The organism is Rhodoferax antarcticus ANT.BR, from assembly GCF_001938565.1.
Lineage (GTDB): Bacteria > Pseudomonadota > Gammaproteobacteria > Burkholderiales > Burkholderiaceae_C > Rhodoferax > Rhodoferax antarcticus.
The window spans coordinates 1-16,609 of record NZ_MSYM01000020.1; the positions used below are offsets into that span (position 1 = coordinate 1).

General features: G+C 45.6%; 22 protein-coding genes. 4 read left to right on the forward strand and 18 right to left on the reverse strand.

Translation table 11 applies throughout. The features are described from left to right. Window positions 1–179: 179 nt before the first annotated feature. The 5 genes from BLL52_RS20505 to BLL52_RS20510 form a co-directional block, all read right to left on the reverse strand. Window positions 180–707 (reverse strand): hypothetical protein, encoded by a 528-nt coding sequence (locus tag BLL52_RS20505; RefSeq protein WP_139313457.1) that lies wholly within the window; start codon window positions 705–707, stop codon window positions 180–182. 132 nt (window positions 708–839) lie between these two features. Continuing rightward, window positions 840–1,400 carry a thymidine kinase gene (locus BLL52_RS18560; protein WP_075588345.1) on the reverse strand — a complete coding sequence of 187 codons (561 nt, stop codon included), beginning with the start codon at window positions 1,398–1,400 and terminating at the stop codon, window positions 840–842. 5 nt (window positions 1,401–1,405) lie between these two features. Beyond that, the gene (locus tag BLL52_RS20845; RefSeq protein ID WP_158025704.1) at window positions 1,406–1,582 is read right to left on the reverse strand and encodes a hypothetical protein; all 177 of its coding nucleotides are present in this window, start codon (window positions 1,580–1,582) and stop codon (window positions 1,406–1,408) included. Between the two features lie 24 nt (window positions 1,583–1,606). After that, complete coding sequence (locus tag BLL52_RS18565) at window positions 1,607–2,209, reverse strand: JAB domain-containing protein (RefSeq protein WP_075588142.1); 603 nt, start codon at window positions 2,207–2,209, stop codon at window positions 1,607–1,609. Between the two features lie 112 nt (window positions 2,210–2,321). Beyond that, the gene (locus BLL52_RS20510) at window positions 2,322–4,490 is read right to left on the reverse strand and encodes a hypothetical protein (protein ID WP_139313458.1); all 2,169 of its coding nucleotides are present in this window, start codon (window positions 4,488–4,490) and stop codon (window positions 2,322–2,324) included. 102 nt (window positions 4,491–4,592) lie between these two features. Here BLL52_RS20510 and BLL52_RS18580 point away from each other — a divergent pair, with 102 nt between their 5' ends. Next, window positions 4,593–4,997, forward strand: coding sequence for a hypothetical protein (locus BLL52_RS18580; protein ID WP_139313459.1), 405 nt, complete (start codon window positions 4,593–4,595; stop codon window positions 4,995–4,997). Between the two features lie 135 nt (window positions 4,998–5,132). On the opposite strand, the gene BLL52_RS18585 is transcribed toward BLL52_RS18580, so the two are convergent. The 5 genes from BLL52_RS18585 to BLL52_RS22095 form a co-directional block, all read right to left on the reverse strand. Continuing rightward, a complete protein-coding gene (locus BLL52_RS18585; protein ID WP_206744497.1) occupies window positions 5,133–5,552 on the reverse strand; it encodes a dihydroneopterin aldolase in 420 nt (139 codons plus the stop codon). Continuing rightward, window positions 5,515–5,781 (reverse strand): SDR family oxidoreductase, encoded by a 267-nt coding sequence (locus BLL52_RS22080; RefSeq protein WP_420852639.1) that lies wholly within the window; start codon window positions 5,779–5,781, stop codon window positions 5,515–5,517. The genes BLL52_RS18585 and BLL52_RS22080 overlap by 38 nt, the downstream gene beginning before the upstream one ends. After that, window positions 5,690–6,025: an SDR family NAD(P)-dependent oxidoreductase gene (locus tag BLL52_RS22085; RefSeq protein WP_075588148.1), complete on the reverse strand. Its 336-nt coding sequence runs from the start codon at window positions 6,023–6,025 to the stop codon at window positions 5,690–5,692. The genes BLL52_RS22080 and BLL52_RS22085 overlap by 92 nt, the downstream gene beginning before the upstream one ends. Further along, the gene (locus tag BLL52_RS22090; RefSeq protein ID WP_075588149.1) at window positions 6,022–6,570 is read right to left on the reverse strand and encodes an FAD-dependent oxidoreductase; all 549 of its coding nucleotides are present in this window, start codon (window positions 6,568–6,570) and stop codon (window positions 6,022–6,024) included. The genes BLL52_RS22085 and BLL52_RS22090 overlap by 4 nt, the downstream gene beginning before the upstream one ends. Window positions 6,571–6,794: 224 nt before the next feature. Then, window positions 6,795–6,944, reverse strand: a complete 150-nt coding sequence (locus tag BLL52_RS22095; protein ID WP_083634074.1) for an NAD(P)-binding protein — start codon at window positions 6,942–6,944, stop codon at window positions 6,795–6,797. A 156-nt stretch (window positions 6,945–7,100) separates the two neighbouring features. Between BLL52_RS22095 and BLL52_RS18610 the strand changes: the two genes are divergently transcribed. Together BLL52_RS18610 and BLL52_RS18615 are read left to right on the forward strand one after the other, a co-directional pair. Beyond that, on the forward strand, window positions 7,101–7,610 hold the full coding sequence (locus BLL52_RS18610; protein ID WP_075588150.1) for a putative pterin-binding protein: 510 nt from the start codon (window positions 7,101–7,103) through the stop codon (window positions 7,608–7,610). Window positions 7,611–7,636: 26 nt separating this feature from the next. Continuing rightward, window positions 7,637–9,460, forward strand: coding sequence for a hybrid sensor histidine kinase/response regulator (locus BLL52_RS18615; protein WP_139313462.1), 1,824 nt, complete (start codon window positions 7,637–7,639; stop codon window positions 9,458–9,460). Window positions 9,461–9,494: 34 nt separating this feature from the next. On the opposite strand, the gene BLL52_RS20105 is transcribed toward BLL52_RS18615, so the two are convergent. Further along, window positions 9,495–10,328, reverse strand: coding sequence for a response regulator (locus tag BLL52_RS20105; RefSeq protein ID WP_158025707.1), 834 nt, complete (start codon window positions 10,326–10,328; stop codon window positions 9,495–9,497). A gap of 167 nt (window positions 10,329–10,495) precedes the next feature. Here BLL52_RS20105 and BLL52_RS18625 point away from each other — a divergent pair, with 167 nt between their 5' ends. Then, window positions 10,496–10,981 (forward strand): hypothetical protein, encoded by a 486-nt coding sequence (locus BLL52_RS18625; RefSeq protein WP_075588153.1) that lies wholly within the window; start codon window positions 10,496–10,498, stop codon window positions 10,979–10,981. Between the two features lie 78 nt (window positions 10,982–11,059). On the opposite strand, the gene BLL52_RS18630 is transcribed toward BLL52_RS18625, so the two are convergent. The 7 genes from BLL52_RS18630 to BLL52_RS21645 all read right to left on the reverse strand — a co-directional run bounded on the left by BLL52_RS18630 (window position 11,060) and on the right by BLL52_RS21645 (window position 16,609). Next, window positions 11,060–12,070 carry a toprim domain-containing protein gene (locus BLL52_RS18630; protein WP_139313463.1) on the reverse strand — a complete coding sequence of 337 codons (1,011 nt, stop codon included), beginning with the start codon at window positions 12,068–12,070 and terminating at the stop codon, window positions 11,060–11,062. 70 nt (window positions 12,071–12,140) lie between these two features. Beyond that, entirely contained in the window at window positions 12,141–12,854 is a 714-nt protein-coding gene (locus BLL52_RS18635; protein ID WP_075588155.1) for a hypothetical protein, read from the reverse strand. 97 nt (window positions 12,855–12,951) lie between these two features. Then, window positions 12,952–13,359, reverse strand: coding sequence for a hypothetical protein (locus tag BLL52_RS18640; protein WP_075588156.1), 408 nt, complete (start codon window positions 13,357–13,359; stop codon window positions 12,952–12,954). 13 nt (window positions 13,360–13,372) lie between these two features. After that, complete coding sequence (locus tag BLL52_RS18645; protein WP_075588157.1) at window positions 13,373–13,732, reverse strand: hypothetical protein; 360 nt, start codon at window positions 13,730–13,732, stop codon at window positions 13,373–13,375. Window positions 13,733–13,861: 129 nt separating this feature from the next. After that, window positions 13,862–14,995, reverse strand: coding sequence for a hypothetical protein (locus BLL52_RS18650; protein ID WP_075588158.1), 1,134 nt, complete (start codon window positions 14,993–14,995; stop codon window positions 13,862–13,864). Window positions 14,996–15,322: 327 nt separating this feature from the next. Next, window positions 15,323–15,958 carry a zinc-finger-containing protein gene (locus BLL52_RS18655; protein ID WP_075588159.1) on the reverse strand — a complete coding sequence of 212 codons (636 nt, stop codon included), beginning with the start codon at window positions 15,956–15,958 and terminating at the stop codon, window positions 15,323–15,325. A gap of 342 nt (window positions 15,959–16,300) precedes the next feature. Then, window positions 16,301–16,609, reverse strand: coding sequence for a hypothetical protein (locus BLL52_RS21645; RefSeq protein WP_075588160.1), 309 nt, complete (start codon window positions 16,607–16,609; stop codon window positions 16,301–16,303).

Genomic DNA, 16,609 nt, shown 5'->3' on the forward strand with positions numbered 1-16,609 from the left:
CCTATGGCACTCGCCAACGCGTTCTTACCTACGCCCGCATCACTCGTAGTATTCCAAACTCCGTTATAGAACCCAGCAACAACGCCTGGGATACACAAAGATCACCAGCGTTCTGAGCGTTAACAAAGGACGTAAAGCATGCGAAGAATAGCAACGCAACCCATTGCCTAATTTTGTTTTTATTCACAAGTATCTCCCTGCGGTGATGCCAAGACTTTCCCATTCATTGCAATTTGATATTTAATGTAAGCCTCTACACGCGCCTTAGTATTTGCATTAATTTTCTCGATATTTTTTATTACTGCTGCGGATTGACTTGAGTCTGGAAATTTCGAGAACACACAATTGAGTGACTTCTGCAAACTCAAATCAGATGCCCTCAGCGCATTCTGGTTGCTGGTATCAACACGCAAAATGTCAGCCAGCGCTTTGGCTGTCTGTTGCACTGATTTAAGTTGTGGTGCGGTGTAACCTTGTCCGGCAATGTAGGCATCAACATCGTCGCAGACACCATTATTGTTTGCATCTGGCCCAGCGATACTTGCTGACCGATCTAACGTTGGTAGCTTTCCGGATGATTCAAGCGCAAGAATTGTCGCTTGAATTGTTGTAGGTGGCGTCGTTGTAGGTGGACTGCCCCCACCTCCGCCGCAAGCACTGAGAAGCGCGACCAAGCTAAGCCCGGTCAGTGATTGACTAATGTCCATGGAACTCCCGTGAAATCCGTGTTGAGATGGTCTTGTTTAATTTTATAAAGTCACATAGCATTGAGATGTCTGAAGAAAAAACGCCTCTCCCAAAGTGAAAAACCCAACACGTAGAACGTATTGGGTTTAGGGTTATGTCGAATAGAAACACGCTGCACATACCTGACGGTACCGGTTGTTTCCCCCAATAAGAACGGTGTCGCCAGAGCGAACTCGAACACCATCATCATCAAGACGAATTTGCATCGTCGATTTGTGACCACAGGCACATATCGCCTTCAGTTCCGAAATGTCTTCCGCCAGTGACAGCAATCGCATTGATCCAGGGAAGGGGATACCCATGAAATCACTTCGAAGGCCAAAACACATGATTGGTAGATTCCGGTCATGCACCAAGAAATGAAGCTCATGTACCTGTGTCGGAGTTAAAAACTGCGCCTCATCGATCAACACACAAGCCAAATCAGAACCGCGTTTAAGCAGCTTGTCAAAGACCGTTGATTCATCATAAACCTCGGCCTCGCGTGTAACGCCAAGTCGAGATCCAATCACGCCAGTGCCAAGCCGGTCATCAATCTTCGCAGTGAACAGGCGAACTTTGTGACCACCTTCGGTGTAGTTGTAAGCCACTTGAAGAAGCTGCGTGGATTTGCCAGCGTTCATTGAAGCATAGCGATAGTGAAGTTTAGCCATGATCACTACTCCTTCTCATATTCGCCAAGCACAAGGTAGTTCAACTCAATTTCCTGAGCCAAAGCACCAACAAACGCAGAATCTTGCTGCTCCTTTGTAGAGCCTTTGGGAAGCTCAAAATCAGCCTGGATACGAACACCTTTAACAATGATGTAGCCAGTGTAGTGTTCAATATTACTCATGATATTCACCTTTAAAAAGATAAGTTAAAGCAAACCAATTTCAGCCATCGAAGTGGATGATTGGCCGGAAACAATAATATGATCCAAAACACGAATATCAACAAGTGCAAGCGTTGTCTTTAATGTCTGGGTCAGTAGCTCATCAGCCCTTGATGGTTTTGTTATGCCACTCGGATGATTGTGGCAAACAATCACAGAACAAGCATTGACTGAAATACCTCTTTTCAGCACTTCGCGTGGAAAAATTGAACATTGAGTAACTGTTCCATTTGCAACTTCATCGTATTTAATGATACGGTTTTGCGAATCTAAAAATAAGCAAACAAAAACCTCATGTTCCAAATGCCCCAATTTTCCTCTCAGGAAATGCTTAACATGATCAGCACTTGATAAACAATCCTTGACCGTCATTGCTTCCTGCATTGCTCGCAAATACAACTCCTTTGCTGCTGACATCTTAGGATGAATTGAATATGGCAAAATATCCTCGGAAAAAAGAGAATCAGGATAAATATGCTTTTCCATCCCAAATAATTCAGTTAACTTCATGTTATCAAGTTGATTGCCTACATCACCGCAAACCATTACCAGCAAATCCCGGTTGCTCATTTCAGAAATATTCAACATAGCGAAATCCTTCAAGGTTATGTTGCAGCGAAAGTGCCGCCAACTGTCTAGATATGCCACTACAAAGAAAAAGCCCCTGAATCGCAATACGCGAGACAAGGGCTTTAGGGCTTTATATGGCTTCCAGGATGCGCTCAACAGCGAAACGTCCTAGACCTTCACTCTTATTGAAGTGTTTGGCAGTAAAACCAAACCTGTTCGCCAAGGCTTCAATTGCCGGGATTCGCGGCCCGATCATCACACTAGCGATCTCAATTCCCATCGCCTGCGCTTCAGCGTAAGTTGAAAACAGAATTTCCGTATCTGAGGTATCTCCATCGGTAACAGCGATCACCAAGCGACGATCTTCGGTACGACAAACAAGACCTTCAAGCACGCGCTGCATGGCAGCACCTGTATGAGTCCCGCCAAACGTTGAAGGCCCCTTATCAGCTTTTCTGAACTCAGACCATTCATCATCGAACCCTTTTAAGGCGACGAAACGATCACTGTACGCACTGACATCAAAAGGCACGTCATACTCATCAAGAACATCACCAAGCCCAAGAGCCAGACCCATCGCGGCGTCATCTCGGGAAACTCCGTCAATCAACGAGTCCTTCATCGAGCCAGAAATGTCAAACAAGATGCTCACCGCAGTTGAAACACCAGGTGCTTCAGTCTTTGAACTAAACACTCGACCGTTACCCACTGGTACTCTGTTTAAAACGCGATTGTTAAGGCGTTTGCCACTCAACTTCGTCCGTTTTGCACATTTCGTTTGAGTTTCTAAAACCTCCTGCAAGTCATCACTGATCCGCTTAACCTTCGATGCAATGACCTTGGCCTCGTCTGAAATATCGGTATGAGCCGTTGATTCAGACAATTCCGCAGCACCAATTGAACTTGCAATGATTTCCATCACTTTAGAGATGATGTCGCCCAATTCAGTGTCAATGGTTTCCTCATGCATGTCATCAATAATTTGCCTTGCAGACATGATGTGATCGTCGGGCAATTCAAAGGACTCTCCTAGTTCACCTTTGCAGGAAGAAGGCGTCGTTTGGCCATCATGACCTTCACCGGCTGTATCACCAGGCTCACTATCAGCTTCATCAGTTGGTTCTTGCGAACCGTCTGGATCAGCTTGACCTTCACCGGCTGTATCACCAGGCTCACTATCAGCTTCATCAGTTGGTTCTTGCGAACCGTCTGGATCAGCTTGACCTTCACCGGCTGTATCACCAGGCTCACTATCAGCTTCATCAGTTGGTTCTTGCGAACCGTCTGGATCAGCTTGACCTTCACCGGCTGTATCACCAGGCTCACTATCAGCTTCATCAGTTGGTTCTTGCGAACCGTCTGGATCAGCTTGACCTTCACCGGCTGTATCACCAGGCTCACTATCAGCTTCATCAGTTGGTTCTTGCGAACCGTCTGGATCAGCTTGACCTTCACCGGCTGTATCACCAGGCTCACTATCAGCTTCATCAGTTGGTTCTTGCGAACCGTCTGGATCAGCTTGACCTTCACCGGCTGTATCACCAGGCTCACTATCAGCTTCAGGTTCACCGGATTCACGGCCATCAGGCTCATCAATTGGAACGTATCTTTGTTTTTCATCCTGAGTTTTTTTGTCTGCATGTGCTGCAAGAACTGCCATAATGCGTACAGTCAGTGCGATGTTGAACTCAGTTGATGTTGAGGTTTTAACCTCTTGAGCAATTTCGAGAACATCAATCCACACCTTTCCAAGTACGGTCGGCATCAACTCATTGATTGCCTCGACATTCTTAGCCAAGATTGTTTCTTGGCCAGGAATCAATGTTCCTCGAAGAACATTTAGAAGCCCAGCCATCAAAAGGTTTGATGGTCCAGCTTTCTGAAACAGCTCAGGCGTACCAAAAAAGTCACGGCCTAACAAAATTTCAACCAATTTTGCAAGATTCCCCTTCGTTCCTGGGTAAGTCTCAATTGCCATGCGCTCTATCCAAACATCTTCAATGATGCTGTGTATGCCGAGACTGAAATTGCACCATTTGATGATGCCAGCCGATTCCGCTGTCACTTTTGCTTCTAAGTTAGTGAATCTCCCATGACCTAGAGCTTCATGATCGATGACCCCTTCCAGTATTTCAGCCGCTTGCGGGTCTGAGCTGTAGTTCCAAGCACGAGGAATTTTGATCACCTTGCGCTTTGATGGGCCTTCCAACCCAATACAAGCCGTGCTCCCGTTGTAGAGAAGCACATTGATGTTTGCCTGTGCTGCAAGCCATTTCGCCAAGATTAGCAAATTTCTCATTTGATTCTCCAAAAACAAGTCCAGCGAAATTGCTGGTCACTTGGCTTGGAGATGCTTGACAACAGGAAAGTCGATTCAACTCAAACACGCAAGGACACTCAAATGGAAAATTCTCAAACGCAAATCTCGTCAACCCCGTTTCTTTTTCAAATCGTCGGGGATCTCCTTGACAACGACCTCTTGGGAATGCTTCTTTCAACCGGACATCTTCAGCGGTTTTGCCGGATCAGAGTCACAATAATCAATGATGACCAGTACGCCTCAACACTACGAGAAATAGCCTCAAACAAGGAGTCCGCCACTAGGTTCCAGCACGACGCAATCCGCGAGTTCAGTGCACTACACATCGCGGACTACAAACTCTCTCGTTACGAACTGGCCAAGCACCTCGATGAACGGCTAAAACAATTTTTTGATGACGGTTTAGTTGTTGACGAAATCCAAGTCACCGACGAAATTGAAAACGCCTGGAAATACCGGCGTGCTTGCCAAGGAATTCGCAAATGAGCAACTGGCGAGCGCACCCGGCCTTCAGGCCTGGGTCTAGGGGATGAAGGTTGCCCAAGCACATCACCGAACACCACTCTGGATGCACCAGGACGGCGCATGGCGGGTTTTTTTAACACCAGCCAGGCTAAACACCTACTGCGTAGCAACCGGCCACTGGTGGCGCTCTACGATGTAGTGCAGACCCACTGCGTTGCAGTCAGCGTAAACCGATGTCTTTGCCGTGTGGATGTCAACTTTTATGACGCGATCATCAAGCGCAAAACACAATGAAATGACATCTTGAACCAAAGTCTCCTGCAAGTTGAAGTGCTTGCTTGCAAGGTGTGCAATCACGTTGTTTCTGAGCTTGTCGTAATCCACCGTTTCCGCGATCTCGTCGCGTAGTGTGTGATAGTCATTCTGTAGCTGCAATGCGATTTCCAAGCTGTAGGGTTGTGGCCCTGCGCGTTCGAAATCATGAATTCCAATCGAAACATTCAAGTGCAACCCATCTAGGCAAATCCATTTTTCCAATTCAATCTCCAAAAGCGACATCGCGGGCGCGAGGAACAAGATGCTGGCCACCATCCACGGCTATTGTTTGACCCGTGATCGCAGAAGCCAGATCGAGCATGATGACAGCAGACGCAATATCTTGAGGGGTGCTTGATGCGTCCAAGGCCGACCTCTTGTGGGCACTGGCAAATGTTTCATCGGTGGCACTGGCAAGCGTGATTCCCGGTGCCAAAGCATTTACCCTCAGTGAATGTCCGTACATCGTCGTAATTGAATGTGGATGCATTGTTGACCAGCAAATCAACCCGGCCAAACACAGAAGCTGCAGATCCAATGAAGCCAGCCCGCTCTCCGGGGACATCGAAATCACAGCAAATTGTTTCTGCCATTGAAGCACCAGCGCCCAGGCAATCTGTCTTTGTTCGCTCTGCCTGATCAGCACCACTTCGGTAGTGGATTAAGACTGAGTAATGTTGAGATGACAGCGCCAGGCAAATTTCTCGACCGATACGACTCGCCCCGCCTTTCATTTCAGGACGGCCAATCCTAGTCCAATGGCGCGTTTAGTCAGACCCGCAAAACGCGAGATCGCGGTGCTTTCAATTCTTCGTTGTATCGCCTTGGCAACAGCGACACCATCAGCCATTGATGTGACACAACAAGGGTGCCCACGACGCGCCAATTCGCCAATGGCGTACACGTTGTTTTTGCTAGTCAGGCAATCAGTGTCGGTCATAACAAATCCATCAGGACGCATCGCCAGGTCAAGCCCCAATAAGGACTCTGAACTTGCCTCATAACCATAAAGAACCAAAATTTGATCGAACACCTCTCCGTTAACTGAATTTGATTTTTCATCCACGGTGTAGCTACCCAACACGACTTTCTCAGGCGCAACTGTTGAAATCATGTCAGCGCGAGCCTTGATTGATCGGGCAAAGATGCGAACATCTGCGGCCCCTCGGTCGCACGCCATTGTGAAATTTTCTACAGCGGAATCTCCACCACCGAGAATTGCCACTTTCTTGCCTGCAAAGTCACTTCTCGCTACCGACGGCCCAGGCCCAACAATCATGCCGAGCCGAGTTGCAAAACCACCACTTTTAGGCGTTACCCCGCCTGCGAGCACAAGAAATCTAGCCCGCAATACCAGTCCGTCGCTCAAATGCACCGTGACTCCAGAAGCTCCAACATCTGCGTTTAACGCAGTCACCCCCAGGTGCAGCTTGATATTGTGATTAAGTACGCTTTGATGGATCGCTAAAGCGACATCAGCGCCTGTTGAATTTGGAGATGTGACTACCCATGTGTTTGTGTTGGGTTTGAGAGCTGCAACCCGCCGCAACTGGCTTGCTTTTCCACCAGCACAGGGCTGAACCCAAGTTGCTTGAGCCATGTTGCTGCAGAAGCTCCAGCCGGCCCACCTCCAACAATAATTGCATCATCCATATTTTTGACATCCAAAGCCCAAAAGCCATAATGATTGCCTCGTTAACTTAACCATAGGCGAGCTTTAGGTTGATTTGTTACATAAAGTACCAAGCAAATCACTTCATCGAGTAAAATGCAAATGTCCAGTACAGGCAAACGAAAGTAGGATATTTTATGCTGAAAACTATTTCTATGTTCACGATGATCGCAATCTCCTTAGTTTTTCAACCAGCCGGTTTTGCACAAGCAGCTAAGCAGCCATTGTTAACAATAACAGGAAAAATCAATAAAACAAACACACCGGATAAAAAGTCATACGTAATCACACAGGCTGAATTTAAAAAACTTCCACGTCAAACTATTAAAGCGACCACAGACTACAGCAAAGACACAAGCTACACCGGCCCATTAATGAGTGATATATTGAAATTGGTAGAAGCCGATAAAAACAGCAAATATATTATCATTACCGGACTTGATGGTTATAAAATACGAGCACCAATGTCCGATTTTCAGAAATACGAAGTCATTATTGCTGATACAGCAGGTGGTGTGCCTATGACAATTGACACAAAAGGCCCTTTCTGGACAATCTATCCAATTGATAAATATAAAGCTGAACTCAATGATGTAACGACATCATCAAAAATGGTTTGGGCGTTAGTTTCTATTGACGTTAAATAAAACGCATTCAATGTGAACATCAATACGTGGAAAATATACCAAGCACACCTCGCAACAGTTCAAAAAAACAAGCCCCCAAAAGGTTTATTCTTGCCATTGTTTCAATAGTGACAATGGTTTTGATACTTGTTTTATTGGCTACACAGTTTTACAGCGCTTGGTCGAATTATTCAAAGACACTTGGTCAGAGTTCTTCAATAAATAACTGGCTGAAGGATCGTCTAAACAGTCGAGCGCTTGATATTTATGATTTAGTCTTTGCAATTCATCGCCTGCAAACAATCTGCTTTCTCTACGAGAGAAAAATTATTGACGTTGACGACCTAGAGAACCACAGAATGGTTACAGCAAGCATGCTTAATGCCTTTAAAGGCGAAACCAAGCTTGCAAAATCTTTGGAGGAAATTGAATCTTACCGCGATGGGATTGAAGCAACCAATATATTTATTGAGAAAGTAATTAGTTTCGAGAACAACAGAACAACAATAGATAAAGTATATTATGCAGGGGAAGGTGCTATCGATTCTCTTGTATTGTTAAAAGGAGATGCCGTTCAAATTGAATTTACAACAATAGATCAAATTGCAAATACGGTTAAGACATTCCAGGATGTGATTGCTGTTGTTGCTACTCGTGTTGTTGTTCTGTTTTTTATGTGTTTGGTGGCAATCATCTCTTTTGCTTTTGGTGTTGCAGCTCTATGGCGTGGACAGCAGCGGCGTTTTAAAAGATTTGAGTGGTTGGTGGCCTCGATAGGTCATGACTTACGAGGGCCATTACAAACACTTGAGAGTGCCAGTCACATGCTTACAAAAAGCACAATCACAAATGACAAGGTGAGGTACGGTAGCATGATTAGTTCAGCCCTGCTTAACTTGTCACGTTTAGTTAACGACATGCTTATGGTTGTCAGATACGAAGAGATCTCTCTGGTGCAAAAATACGTCAATGCAGAAAAATGGTTTTCCTTGTACGTCCAAAGCTATAAAATAAAAATAGACCAAAATAGCAAACTGAAATTTAAATCTTTAGTTAATGTTCAGCCTATGCAAATCGAAGTTGACGAAAGTATGCTTACTCAATGCATAACCAATATGCTTGATAATTCGTTCAGGTACACAGAAAACGGAAGCATTTCACTAAAAATTAATATTAATCCAATCAAAAATGATTATGACCACCAGCTATTGACGATTACGGTGGCGGATACGGGTATTGGTATTGCGCAAGAAGACTACGAAAGAATCTTTGACCCATTTGAACGCGCTACTACAGTGGCCAGAAAGCAAGGCAAAGGATTAGGCCTGTCCATTGTCAAGCACATTGTTAACGAGATGGGCGGAACGGTCAAAATTGTTGATTCGAAAGTTAACGTAGGCAGTACATTTAAAATTGATATTCCAGTGCGTTTTAAGCAACTATGCGAAAATAACGAAGTAGAGAGCGCAAAAATACCATCGAAAATCTCATTAAAGCCGCCTAAAACCGGCGACAAAAATGTAGAAATCATCTTGGTTGACGACGATGAAAGCATCATCGAGTCGATGTCAGCGGTTCTCATTGATGCCGGATTTGGTGTTTTGGCAACAAAAGATGTCGATCTCGTTATCAGTACGATAAAGGCTGAGAATTGCCGAATGCTGATAACGGACATTGAAATGCCGAAAATGAACGGATTTCAATTAGGCAAGTTGGCAAAGGATATTTTGCCAAATATATTTATAGTAGCCATGACCGGGCATACTACAAATTTGGATCAAAAACAATTCAAATTCGATGCCGTTCTTTACAAACCAGTAAGACTAAATCAAATTTTAGATGTTATCGACATGGCGAATTTAGAATCATAGTATTCTTGTCGAACGCCAACTCGCAATAAAACCCTTAATTCAGGGATGATTTGCGTGCCATTGATTGATTGAGTCTTTTAATCAGAATTGATATGCTTGCGGGTTTGGATACATGGTGCACATCTGGCAGATCAAGCGATCTTGCTATCGAATCACTTGCACTGGTGTCGCCCGTAAAAATGAAAATTGGGGCAGCACTCCTTTCACGAATCGCAGTAATGAACGACTCCCCTTCTATGTCGGGAAGTCGCCAGTCGATCATGAAAATATCGAATGACTTGATCTTTTCGCCCATCCCCAAAAGCGTCTTCGATTGATCAAATATGCCAACCCGAAAATGTCCTGACAACTCATCGCGCAACAAAGCTAGCACATCCTTGTCGTCGTCAACAATGGCAATTTTCTTTAAGAAGGGAAATGAAATGCAGTTGACAGAAACAGACTCTGGCGGGGGCACCTCCCAAATGTCAAGCGCCTTCAGCTCATAATTTCCAGACAAGTCAGGCACCAGTACAACCGGGCAATCTTGTGTTTGACTGGCATGCACAGTGGCATTCACAATTGTATTTTCAACATTCAATCGAATGCCGACCCCATGTGTTCCCCGGATTGAATCAAGTATCCGGTCTATTGAAACGCCAACAGATCTCAGTGACAGCAACGTAGACAGTGATGGCCCACCCTCTGCTTTAAACAGTCTGTAAACCTGTGTTCGATCCAAGTTGGCAGCAGCAGCCAGAGCAGCCGTTCTTTTTGAACCATCTGGAAAACCCAACTGGTCAAGCTCACTGCTAAGGCCTTCTGCAAAACCGAAAACGGATTTTGTTTTTTCCACTCCAAAGCCTGAGTCCTGTGCGTCTTTTGTCATGTGCGAATCGTCGCTGTTGTGAGGTAGTTTTTGGAATGCAAAACAACAAGAATTGTGCCACGTTGCATAAAAACAGATTGACACAAATTGCTCTATTTGTGACATTTTTGCAAATAGAAAACATTTTGTGACAAACCGGTGACGATGCGCTAAGATGCAACAACAAGATGAAAGGGTTGAAAATGCTGGAACTTTTTGATGAAGCGGAACAGATGGCGCTTGTAGAAAAAACTGATCCAATGGCCGATTTAATGTTCCATGCTCATGTTGCAATTGGCAGCACACACATCTTTGAACTTGTCGGGGATTTTATTGACCATGATCTTCTTGGTCTGCTTTTTTCAACAATGCATTTTCAGCGTTACTGCCAACTCAGGGCCAAGAGCCCGTCCAAGATGACTGCTGTATTGGAGAGTCTTGGTTCAAACACCAAAATGGCCAGCAATTTTCAACAAAATGCACTCACCCAATTCAATGGTCTGAACATCGACGCGTGCCTGTTCGAAACGGAATCCGAGCTGGCCACGCACCTCGAAGAAAAGTTGGAACGAATTTTCGAACTCAACAAGGCCACATGGCCCGGCATCGACAACCCCATGGAAATTCAAAATGCCTGGAAGTACCGGCGTGCATGCAAAGGTGCCAAGCCTTAACTGTCGCGGCGCAACGTTGACTGTTGATCCTACAAAAAAAATCCGCCAAAGATCATTGATCTAAGACGGATTTCGGGTTTATCTATTAAACGACCTTAGCTGGTCATTCAAATCTTTCAAGCCCTCTGGAGGCGCGTAAATCTTCGGCTTAGCCCCCACCGAAATAAGAAATCCCTGCAGATTCTGTTTCGCCAGGCGACTGCCCTCATCATTGTCAAGTGCGATCAAAACGTGCGTTTCAGACAAGTCTTTCAGCCATTGATCACTGGCCTTCCAGTTGCCAGCACCAGGGATGGCGAAAATGGTCCTCTCCGTTCCCATAACAACCGCCGAGAGCATATCTATAAAGCCCTCGGTGATCATCACATGCTCATTACCCTTCCACAGTGCAGGCGATGGATCACCGATGCGTATGGCCTTCGGAGAACCAATTTTTGACTCGCCAATCAATCGTAACTCCATTCCACACTGATCATGACTGATGAACAGCAACGGTCGGTAGATGATGGCAGGTGCTTTAGATCCTTCTTTCCAGACACCTGACTCAATCAACAAATCACGGCCTAGTTCATCAAGAAGAAGTCTCAAACAAATGTTGGGGTCACTTGGGAGAGTCACCACAATTTTCCGATCAATGGCTTCCTGTATCAACTCACGGTTAATACATCGACCTTCAAGATAAGCTGCAACACCATTGTCAATCGGTAAGTTCAAAGCCAAAAGTTTGGCAATGACTTCACGCACAGCAACCATGTTGCGTTTCTTGATAGGCTCAACTGGCTTCGGCCTAACGACTGGTCCTAACTTATCACTCTCACCTGAAAGGTAGTCAGCGGCCTCGCTTAATGATTTTCCGAAAAACCGGGCAGCAGCCTCAATCACATCGCCGCCGTCACTGCAAGAAAAACAGTGCCAGCGCAATCCACGAATACTTACTCGGCCAGACTGATTTCCTGATGTACCGCAAGCGGGACAAACCGAATAACGAACTTCACCAGCCACCTTCTTCGCAACCGAACCCATCTCGTTTTCGAAAAATGGAATCAGTCCGTATTTTTTCTTAACACGCTCGAAATCAACAACACTCATTTTGATCTCCAAAAAAAATGAAAGGCGAAATTGCCTTCACTTCCTTTGGATATGCCGTAACAAATTAAACTCAGTTAATTTGGAAATCCCCTCGATCTGTACGCATCATTGACTTAGCTGCATCGAAACCGATGTAAGTTGCACCACCTGGCAGTTGGCCACCTGGCATGACGATATATTTCTTTACTCCAACCATGACTTCAACACTGGCTGGGGAAATTTGAACAATCCTCATATCCGTCCCACTTGTTGCCTTCTCAGTCGTTGCCGCACGCAGGCGCACAGCTTGAGAATTCACACGTTTTTGAAGTTCATCGATAGTCTTGTTCACATCCTCAAATTGAGCCTGCATGTCATCAACGCGCTTGCTCAACTCTCCAAGATCAATCGGATTAACCACTTCAGCAGCTACGGCAGGCTGCGAATCTGAGCTTGCAGTTTCAGGTGCACTCGCGGCAGAGGCTGCGCCAGATGCGCCAATCTCAACATTCTTCTTGCCATCCGCAGCCAATGCTGGGAGCGCAACGGCATCAGCAATAGGCGGCGCAATCTTCTGCACAATCGCATCAACAGGCGGCATTGTCGGAACATTTTCTTTGGCCACTTTGTCCTTCCACCACATCACTCCTGTAGCCACCAACAAAGCAACAACAACACCACCAGCTAAGGCTGATCCAACCTTCATCAAGAACGTATTGTCTTTTGCCGATACGGAGATAAAAGGCCGTTTTATCGGCTTTATATCGGTGGGTTCAATGTTTGGTTCTTCAGTAGTGCTGTCCATGATTGTTTCCTAATAGCGATGTTGCGAAGATTGTACCAAAAACCAAGAAAAAAAACGAACCCTCAATAAATGAAAGGTCGTTCGGGTTGCACAAAAATCACCAAACAGGGGCAAAAGCACTGCTTGGATCGAACGTTACCGTGACTTCCACGGCTTTAATTTTGCGCTCAGGCTGAGATGTCGAGGTCGCCTGCCAGCCATTACCTAGTGCAATTACTCTCAGGGCATCAGACAAGTCATTTGAGTTAAACGGTTTATCATTAACGGTCTGAATTTCATACCCTTTGGCAACTTTACCTTCAAGCAGTTTTCTGGCAGCAGCAACGGAGAAAATGCCGTAATCCTTCTTTTGCAGAGAACGACCGGCTCGACCGTACAAAACACGCATTTTTTCTATAGAAACATCCAATCCACCAAGCTCGCGGTATGTCTCGAATCTATAGTCCTTGTCACTATTTCCCAGACTGCAGTTCAACAAAATACTACCCGTAATCAATTCACTCATTTCACACCACCTTTCAGTACATAGTAGTTAATGAATTGAAATTGCTGCGCTTCATGATGTCAGAACCACGTCGTTTTGACTTGCACTTGAGCGCCAGTTCAAAGGTAGCAAACTCAGCAGCGACCTTCTCATCATCTTCTCCTGGGTTATCAACAACAACCCAGGGTTTCGCCGCAGTCTTGCGTGAAGACAAGTCGTGACAAGCAACAATTGATCCCAAAGTTTCTTGTTGCACACTTTTGGAGTCACAATCGTCCAACATGAACATGCCGTGTGCCAAACGTTCAGCATCACGATGATTCACTGCCAAAACACTGATTTGTTTGACCACTTCAGCACGAATTGTCACTGTGTAGACAGTTTTGATTTCCATAAAAGCTCCTTCTGTTGTGTTTCGCAGAAATTGCGAGACTGGCTAGAAATGCCATCAAAAAATAAAAGCGCTCTCACCCATAAAAAAAGGCCCATGCAGAATGCAATAGGCCTTTAGGGGTGAAATTGCTCAAGCAACCGAAGTTGTCTTTCGCTTAATTCGAGTGATCTGCGAGATCACTGCGTCACTGAGTTCAAGATCCGTGCGGACCCCAAGGTACACAGGCTGCTCCAGACAACCATCGGAAAAACGGTAGAGATACCGGATTTCCACAAGTTCATCTACATCAGGAATGCTGTGATTCGCTGGGATGGTTACATTGCCAAGGTTCACCAGAAGGCCAGAATTTGCAAAACAACCAATCTGCACAGATCGCTGAGAATTAACCGCGATCACAACGCAAGTTGCTGATTCAACAAATTTAGACTTGCGAATTACATTGGTCTTTCCAGACTCGAATACCGATAACCAGGATTTAAAAACAACGCCTTCGCCACCATGAAGTTTGATACTCTCAAAAATTTGGCGCTTAGTTTCCGTCCTTGTGTGAATTTCAATGATACGAAATCGCTTTTCAGTCTCACAACGATTTTTAGAAGCACTGTTTTCTTCAACAAACCACTTGAAAGTCAGGCCAACCAAACGCACCAGGGCCGAATACCGAGAGCTGTAGTTTGAGCCTCGCAAGTCATCTTGGTTGATCTCAAGCATATCGAATGCAAAAAACACATTGCCAACAGCTTCACCGGCAATAAGACAATCTGGCAAGATCGACAAATAATCAGCCCAATCCTGTGGAACATTAACAAATTGACCTTTCCGGTTAATGCCACGAACAACACCAGAACGAATAAGTAGCATTCTGTTCTGGCCGTCCTTTTTCTCCTGAAGCCACCATGAATCATCTTGCAAGTAAGAGTCAACTTCATCTTCTTCCAATGCAATCGGCAACATTGGCAAGTAGCCCGAGGACTCAAGCGCACCTTCTGCACTGGTGTAGGCCACATTCCCTTGTACTGGAACATAACCACCGGACATCTTTGACTTGACCAACTTGTCAAAAACAGTTTTTGCAGACTTGAAATCGACAGGTGCATTCGTCTTGGTGCCAGTTTTTAAGGCTGTACCTCGCTTGCCATATGCAAAATCCACCAACCAAAGATCACCGCTCGCCCGAAGTGATGCTTGATACACCTTGTCCGAGGCTCCTTCGGTGCAGTACAGGGTGCATGTCTCAGCGACATTCAAAATTCCATCTGACATATAGTTCTCCAATAAAGCAAGTGCGGAATTGCGCTCACTACCTGGTTATGCCAATTTTTTGGAAACAGAAAAGCCAACCTCAGAGAGATTGGCTTGGGGTGAAAAAATCAAGTCAAAAGACCCGGCTAAAAATTGCCGCGCAAGGCATACGCAAGAGAGATCCGCTGGCCACTTCGCCTTAAAACGATGCGCCAAGCTCTAGCCTCGTGAAGACGCCAATCCCAACTTCCACTCGACCAATCAATCCAGCCAATGCGACAGCGACGGTCAGATTTGCCCATCAATGCACGGGCAATGTCATCAAGGCTCTTCAGCATAATCAAGCTCTCACCGAACAGCCGAACGCAGGTCCAATGCAACCTCACCCAAAGGGGTCAGTGCAACAAATTCACGATTGGTTTCTTTGGCCTTAAACCGCCTGATGAATCCAGCGGCACAGGCACACCTAAAAGTGTCAGCATGGCCACGGTAGCGAGAGTACGAAAGCACCTTCACTGGCATGCGCTGAGAGGTCACAAACAAATACCGAAGCACATTCACAATGTTGGTTCCAGCAGTTGAAGCGATAGCAGCTTCACGACTCGCATCAACCTGTGCCATCATGTTTTTCACCAGGGCATCACCATGGCTAAGAAACAATTTCGCTTCTGACTCACGCATTTCCCCAACATGAAACTCAGCGATTCCCAAAGCCTTTGCTGCGGCTTCGTAAAGCTCAGATCGTTCATAACCGCCCTGTTTCCAAATTGGATCAAAGACAGCATGCACCCGTTGACGAAGCTCACGAAGCTCACGGTTTGCCAAAGAGCCTTTTGGCTTGGTTGTACCTTCATGAACACCCACATACGCATCACAATCACCCGAGCACATGTAAACATGACCCAGGCCAAGGCGACGATAAATCACAAATGCATCCTTCAATTCAGCGGCAGCACCGCAATATAGACATTTCACAGCTTTCATAAAACCTCCAAAAATGGTTGGGCAAAATTGTCCAAACCTGGCTTTGAAATGCTCAAAAGCGGAAAAGGAGCCTATGAAACGAGAACAAGCCTTCAATCAACATAAAAAGTGTTGAATGAAGGCTTAGGGTAGATTGAAAATCAGTCGGTTAAAACTGTAAAAAGAAGAGCCAGGTATGTGGCTAAGTCATCAGCTCTTCGAACCATTCTTTGACCACTCGCCTTGCATCTTCAAGCGTGTCACACAAATCAACTTCTTCGCCATCACCTGTAACAACGTAATGACCACCATCGTGGCTCAGGTTGATCTCAGCACAAACACCCAAGTCAAAACAGTTGAACTTTAGACAGCGCATAGCAATTTATTGCAAAGCACCGGCAAGCGACCGACGCGAGATTTCACCCAGCAGAAATAGCTTGTGTAAGGCACATCCAATTGCAAAGCTTCTTTGCAAGCCAAAATAAATTCAGCAGGAACAGGCATATCCAGCTCGTTCATCAACTTCAACTCGCCGTGCTCTTGCGCGGTCGATTCTTTGTAGTACAGGTACATGGGCATCAAAACACCCATCAAACTGCAGCCACTGGCCTTTTTAGCGCCCTCCAATGCACATTTCTCCACCATTTTGCGAATCACGTTTTCATATTCCAT